The organism is Hydrogenophaga pseudoflava (genome assembly GCF_031020795.1).
In the GTDB taxonomy this organism is placed as follows: Bacteria; Pseudomonadota; Gammaproteobacteria; order Burkholderiales; family Burkholderiaceae_C; genus Hydrogenophaga; species Hydrogenophaga pseudoflava_A.
In genome coordinates, this window is record NZ_JAVHJP010000014.1 from 1 (window position 1) to 5,786 (window position 5,786).

Annotated in this window: 6 protein-coding genes; 2 read left to right on the forward strand and 4 right to left on the reverse strand. The window is 68.8% G+C overall.

Features of this window, described 5'->3' with window-relative positions; genetic code table 11:
- Nucleotides 1-11 precede the first annotated feature (11 nt).
- Together RCO38_RS24105 and RCO38_RS24110 are read left to right on the forward strand one after the other, a co-directional pair.
- Nucleotides 12-950, forward strand: coding sequence for a sugar phosphate isomerase/epimerase family protein (locus RCO38_RS24105; RefSeq protein WP_308331144.1), 939 nt, complete (start codon nt 12-14; stop codon nt 948-950).
- A gap of 15 nt (nt 951-965) precedes the next feature.
- The gene (locus RCO38_RS24110) at nt 966-2,129 is read left to right on the forward strand and encodes a Gfo/Idh/MocA family protein (protein ID WP_308331137.1); all 1,164 of its coding nucleotides are present in this window, start codon (nt 966-968) and stop codon (nt 2,127-2,129) included.
- Here RCO38_RS24110 and RCO38_RS24115 read toward each other — a convergent pair.
- From RCO38_RS24115 to RCO38_RS24130, 4 genes are all read right to left on the reverse strand, one after another.
- Complete coding sequence (locus RCO38_RS24115; RefSeq protein ID WP_308331139.1) at nt 2,120-3,433, reverse strand: type II toxin-antitoxin system HipA family toxin; 1,314 nt, start codon at nt 3,431-3,433, stop codon at nt 2,120-2,122. The genes RCO38_RS24110 and RCO38_RS24115 overlap by 10 nt on opposite strands.
- A 20-nt stretch (nt 3,434-3,453) precedes the next feature.
- A complete protein-coding gene (locus RCO38_RS24120; protein ID WP_308331140.1) occupies nt 3,454-3,744 on the reverse strand; it encodes a helix-turn-helix transcriptional regulator in 291 nt (96 codons plus the stop codon).
- Between the two features lie 174 nt (nt 3,745-3,918).
- Nucleotides 3,919-4,710, reverse strand: a complete 792-nt coding sequence (locus tag RCO38_RS24125) for a TIM barrel protein (RefSeq protein ID WP_308331142.1) — start codon at nt 4,708-4,710, stop codon at nt 3,919-3,921.
- Between the two features lie 32 nt (nt 4,711-4,742).
- Complete coding sequence (locus RCO38_RS24130) at nt 4,743-5,753, reverse strand: Gfo/Idh/MocA family oxidoreductase (protein ID WP_308331143.1); 1,011 nt, start codon at nt 5,751-5,753, stop codon at nt 4,743-4,745.
- Nucleotides 5,754-5,786: the final 33 nt, after the last annotated feature.

The window sequence follows — 5,786 nt, forward strand, 5'->3', positions numbered from 1 at the left end:
ACCTGAACACCATGGCCATCCACATCACCGGAGCCCCCTGCAGCTGGGGCGTTGACGACCCGAAGAACCCGCACCTGCCGCGCTGGACCACGGTGCTGCGCGAAGCCGCCACCGCAGGCTACCGCGGCATCGAACTCGGCCCCTACGGCTACCTGCCGCTGGACGTGGCCACGGTCTCGGCCGAGCTGGACGCGAACGGCCTTCGCGTGGTGGCGGGCACCATCTTCGACGACCTCGTCAGCCCGGCCAACCGCGAGGCCCTGCTGCGCCAGACGCATGAAATCTGCGGCCTGCTGCGCCAGCTGCCGCCCCTGCCCACCGAAAACGGCCAGCGCTACGCCGCGCCCTACCTCGTCGTGATCGACTGGGGCAGCGACGAGCGCCACGTGGCACGCGACTACGCCGCCGGCCACAGCGACCGCGCCGTGCGCCTGCCGCCCGCCGAATGGCAGACCATGGTCGGCCACATCACCGAGATCGCCGAGCTGTCGTGGAAGACCTACGGCGTGCGCACCGTGATCCACCCCCACGCGGGCGGCCACATCGAGTTCGCCGACGAGGTCGCGCAGATCGTGGCCGACATCCCGGCCGAGGTCGCGGGCCTGTGCATCGACACCGGCCACACCCACTACGCCGGCATGGACCCGGTGGCCACGCTGCGCCAGTACGCAGACCGCATCGACTACGTGCACTTCAAGGACATCGACGCCACCGTGTTCGACGCCGTGCTCGCGAAGCGCATCCGCTTCTTCGCCGCCTGCGGCGAGGGCGTGATGTGCCCCATCGGCCGCGGCGTGCTGGACTACGACGGCATCCGCCAGACCCTGATCGACATGGGTTACCAGGGCTACATCACCGTGGAGCAGGAGCGCGACCCGCGCAACACGGGCTCCGTGCTCGACGACGTCAAGGCCAGCCGCGACTACCTGCGCAGCGTCGGTTTCAACTAACCAGAGAGAGACACCATGATCAACGGAGAAAACCTCGTGCCCGCCCCCATCCGCTGGGGCATGGTCGGCGGCGGCCGCGGCAGCCAGATCGGCTACATCCACCGCTCGGCTGCGCTGCGCGACGGCGTGTTCACCCTCGTGGCCGGCGCCTTCGACATCGACGCCGGCCGCGGCCGCGACTTCGGCACCGGCATCGGCGTGGCGGCAGAGCGTTGCTACACGGACTACACAGCCATGTTTGCCGCAGAGGCAGCGCGCCCCGACGGCATCCAGGCCGTGTCCATCGCCACGCCCAACGGCACGCACTTCGCCATCAGCAAGGCCGCGCTCGAAGCCGGCCTGCACGTGGTGTGCGAGAAGCCGCTGTGCTTCACCACCGCCGAGGCCGAAGAGCTGCGCGCGCTGGCTGCGGCGAAGAACCGGGTGGTCGGCGTGACCTACGGTTACGCCGGCCACCAGCTGATCGAGCAGGCGCGCGAGATGATCGCAGCCGGCGCGCTGGGCGAGATCCGCATCGTGCAGATGCAGTTCGCGCACGGCTTCCACAACGAGGCTGTCGAAGCCGCCAACCCCGCCACGAAATGGCGCGTGGACCCGAAGATGGCCGGCCCCAGCTATGTGCTGGGCGACATCGGAACCCACCCGCTGTACCTGAGCGAGGTGATGCTGCCGCAGCTGAAGATCAAGCGCCTGATGTGCTCGCGCCAGAGCTTCGTGAAAAGCCGCGCGCCGCTGGAGGACAACGCCTTCACGATCATGGAATACGACAGCGGTGCGGTGGGCTACGTGTGGTCCTGCGCGGTCAACGCCGGTTCCATGCACGGCCAGAAGATCCGCGTGATCGGCAGCAAGGCCAGCATCGAGTGGTGGGACGAGCGGCCCAACCAGATGACGTTCGAGGTGCAGGGCCAGCCGCTGCAGGTGCTCGAACGCGGCATGGGCTACCTGCACCCACACGCACTGGCCGACGACCGCATCGGCGGCGGCCACCCCGAGGGCCTGTTCGAGGCCTGGTCCAATCTCTATGTGCGCTACGCGCAGGCCATGGTCGCGATGGACCAGGGCCGGGACTTCGGCACCCACTACCCCGGCATCGATGCCGGCGTGGAAGGCGTGCGCTGGGTCGAGAACTGCGTGTGCTCGGCCGACGCGGGCGCGGTCTGGGTGGACTACGCCTGAGCGTCACCCGCGGGTGCTGCGTGCGCCTCAAACCGCGCCGCGTGGCGGGCAGTGCCCGCAAAAATATTTTCGGCCAGTGCCGACGGAAAACCCGCCGGAAGTTCCGCCCGCACCGTGGCCAGCGCCTGCGGCACCCGGGCCACCAGCGCCCGCATGGCATCCCACAGGCCCGGGATGCCGCTGCGCTGGGCCACGCCCTGCCAGTGGCGCGGCAGGATCTCGGCCAGCCGGTAGTGCGGCGCACCGCCCCGCACCGCCATGGCCATCTTGACCTTTTTGTAGGCCAGCGAGTGCGGCCCGTTCTCCAGAATCGGCCAGGCCGAGAGCACGTCGTACAGCGGCGTGAGGTGGTAGCGTCCGCCCGGCAGCAGGAACACCGAGAAGTTCTTGGCGTGACCGTCGATGGCGGCCAGTAGCCAGAATCCGAGCTGGGCCAGCAGGAACACGCGGCCGTCCTCCTCGTAGCGCGTGCCGCCCTTGAGCACGCTCAGGCAGTCGTCCATGCCCGGCCCGCCGTTGCCCTCGTACTTGTCGGCGCTGGAACGGCCCAGCACCTGACAGAAATCCTCCTGCGGCAGCCGCAGCACCCAGGCCGGGTCGGTCTGCCACTGGCGGTCAAATCGCTCCACCACCAGGGCCCGGCGGGCACCGAATTGCACCACCTCGCAGCTGGCCATCGGCAGACCCAGGGCACGAAGGATGCGCGCGCACAGCCACTCGTTTTCCGGTGACAGCGAGAGGTCCAGCTGTCGGCTGGGCGTCACGCCGATGGGGAGCTTGAGGATGTGCGTGGTGGGGGTGGCCTGGCGCGGCCGGTACCAGCGCCCGTCCATCTTGAGCAGCGCGGTCTTCTCCTGCGCGCCCGCGATGGAGATGCGGAAATCGTCCTCGTCGTTCGGTGCGCCGGCACCAGCGTCTGAGCCCAGCCCGGCGAGCAGGGCTTCGACCTGCCCCAAGTCCAGCGCGTCGATGTCCAGGCGCTGGATATCGGGCGTCGGCGCGTCCACGGGCAACAGCTGCACCGCGCCCACGCAGTCGCGCCCGATGGCCTGCAGCAGCGAAAACGCGTCGGTGCCACGGGTGCGAAAGCGCATGCCCAGGCGCTTGCGGATCGCGTCGTTGTCCGGCAGCAGGTTGTCGAAACAGTGTTCCACCACCTCGCCCTCGAGCCGGCCGTCGGCAGTGAACGGCAGCGAGAGCGACAGCGGCCGGCTGCGCGGGTGTTCGCGCCAGCCCGGGTGGTACTGGAACACATGCCGCCCGGTGCGGCCCACCGACCATTCGCCCACAAGCACCCCGTTCATCCAGACGTTCAGGCGCCGCGTCACCATTGGCCTCCGGCCGGCGGTGGGCCACCGAACGCCGGGGCGGCGGGTTCGGCAACCGTGTCCCGGGGCGCATCGTCCGTGCGCAGCACCAACGTGGCGCCAAGCGCCGCCAGCCAGCGGAACAGCTGTTCGGTGGACAGCGCGGTGGCGTCTTTTTCAATCGCTGAAACGCGCGATTGCGTCACGCCCACGCGCACCGCCAGTTGCGCCTGCGTCCAGCCGCGTGCCTTGCGCAGCGAGCGCAGGTGCTGGGACAGCTGCGCGGGAAAGGCCAGGGGGTAGTCCATGACAGATATTCACTGGAACAGATATTCGCAATTTATCTTTTCCAATGGATATTGTCAAAATATCTCCCATGAATGATTTATTGCCTCGCCGGGCCACTGCCCACACGGTCTCCGGCGTGAGCAGCGCACACGCCTGCGCGCGCGGATGGCAGGCGCCGTGGCGCACGACCACACTCAGGCCGCGACCTGCTCTTCGATCCAGCCGATGCTCTCGGCCAAGGCGGCCTGCGGGTCGGCCAGTTCCTGCACTTCGGTGGCGAAGGGCTCGAAGCTGAACGGGCCCTTGTAGCCGGCGGCCTGCAGGGCGCGGATCTGGGCCACGTTGCCCAGGCGGTCGCGCTGGTCCACCAGCACACGGTGCGCGTCCAGCATCTTGTCCACCGTCACGTCGGCGTCGGCCACGCCGGAGATGTGCACCAGGCCGGTCCACTCAGGATAGAACTCGGTCTCGCCGGCCAGGTGGTGGTGGAAGGTGTCGTGCACCAGCTTGAACAGGCCCTCACCGCCGGCGGCCTTGATGGCGGCGATGGCGTCGGCCTTGCGGCGCAGCGAGGACACCGGGAAGCCCAGCGGCTCCACCAGGCCCTGGATACGGTGCGCCACCAGGATGGGCTTGATGGCGGCCAGCGCGGCGACCAGCTGGTCGTGCGCCACGGGCGTGCCGTCGTTGAGCGGGCACATGACCAGGGCCTGGGCGCCGCAGTCGGCGGCGTACTTGGCCAGCTTCTCGGTCTGGGCGCGGCGCTCTTCGTTCCAGACGTTGAACGGGTACAGGGCGTTGATGGACAGCAGGTTCACGCCGGCGGCCGCGGCCTCGGCCTTGACCATGGCGGGCGACTGGGTGCCAACCACGTTGGGCGTGTCGTTGCGGATCTCCACGTCCTTGACGCCCAGGGCACGGGCCATGGCGAAGAACTCGGCGGGGGACTGGCGCGGGGCCAGGATGTGGCTCAGGGAAAAGCGCATGGTGGTCTCTCGATCTGGGTGTGTGGAAAGGTTTATGCGTACAGGGCCGGGCGGGTGGGCAGCTCGATGGCCACCGCTTCGCCCTGGCTCTCCTGCGCCTTGACGCAGGCGTCGGACGTGACCGCGGCGGCGTAGCCGTCCCAGGCGCTGGGGCCGGTGGCGCCGCCCTTCGAAGCGGCGGCAATGAAGTCGGTCAGTTCGACGTCGTAGGACGCGACGAAGCGGTCCTTCCAGTCGGTCAGGAGGCGGCTCTGGCGCTGGGCGGCCAGTCGCATGTCGATGGCCATGGGCTCGGGCAGCCTGGCGGTGCCGTCTTCGCCGACCACCTCGCACTGGATGTCGTAGCCGTAGGCGCAGTTGACGAAGATCTCGACGTCGATCAGCACGCCTTTCTGCGTTTCCAGCACCACCACTTGCGGGTCGCGCAGCTTCGAATGGCTGCGAGCGGCGTTGCGCGGGTAGAGCACGCGGGCCGAGACGTAGTCGTCGTTCAGCAGCCAGCGGAACACGTCGATCTCGTGGATCAGCGTGTCGTGGATGGCCATGGGGGTGACGTAGGCCTCGGGCACGGCCGGGTTGCGGTGGGCGGCGTGGACCAGGATGGGTGCGCCGGTGTGCTGCTCGACGGCCTGCTTGAGGGCGACGTAGCCGGCGTCGTAGCGGCGCATGAAGCCGACCTGCACCAGGCGGCGGCCGAACTTCACTTCGGCCTCCACGATGCGGCGCGCGCCTTCGGCGGTGGTGGCCAGCGGCTTCTCGCAGAACACCGGTTTGCCGGCGGCGATGGCGGCGAGCACATAGGGCTCGTGCGTGGCGCCCCAGGATGTGACCAGCACGGCCTGCACCTCGGGTGCGGCGATCAGGGCTTCGCCCGTGTCGTAAAGCTTCGCGTTGGGCGCCAGGTCTTTGCGCACGGCTTCGGCGCTGGCCGCGTTCACGTCGGACAGGGCCACCACCTGGGCGCCCGAGAGGACTTGCTGGATGCGGCGGGTGTGGTCGCGGCCGATCATGCCGGTGCCGATGACGCCAATGTTCAAGGTCATGAGGTTTCTCCGAAAAGGATGGGTGACTTATTG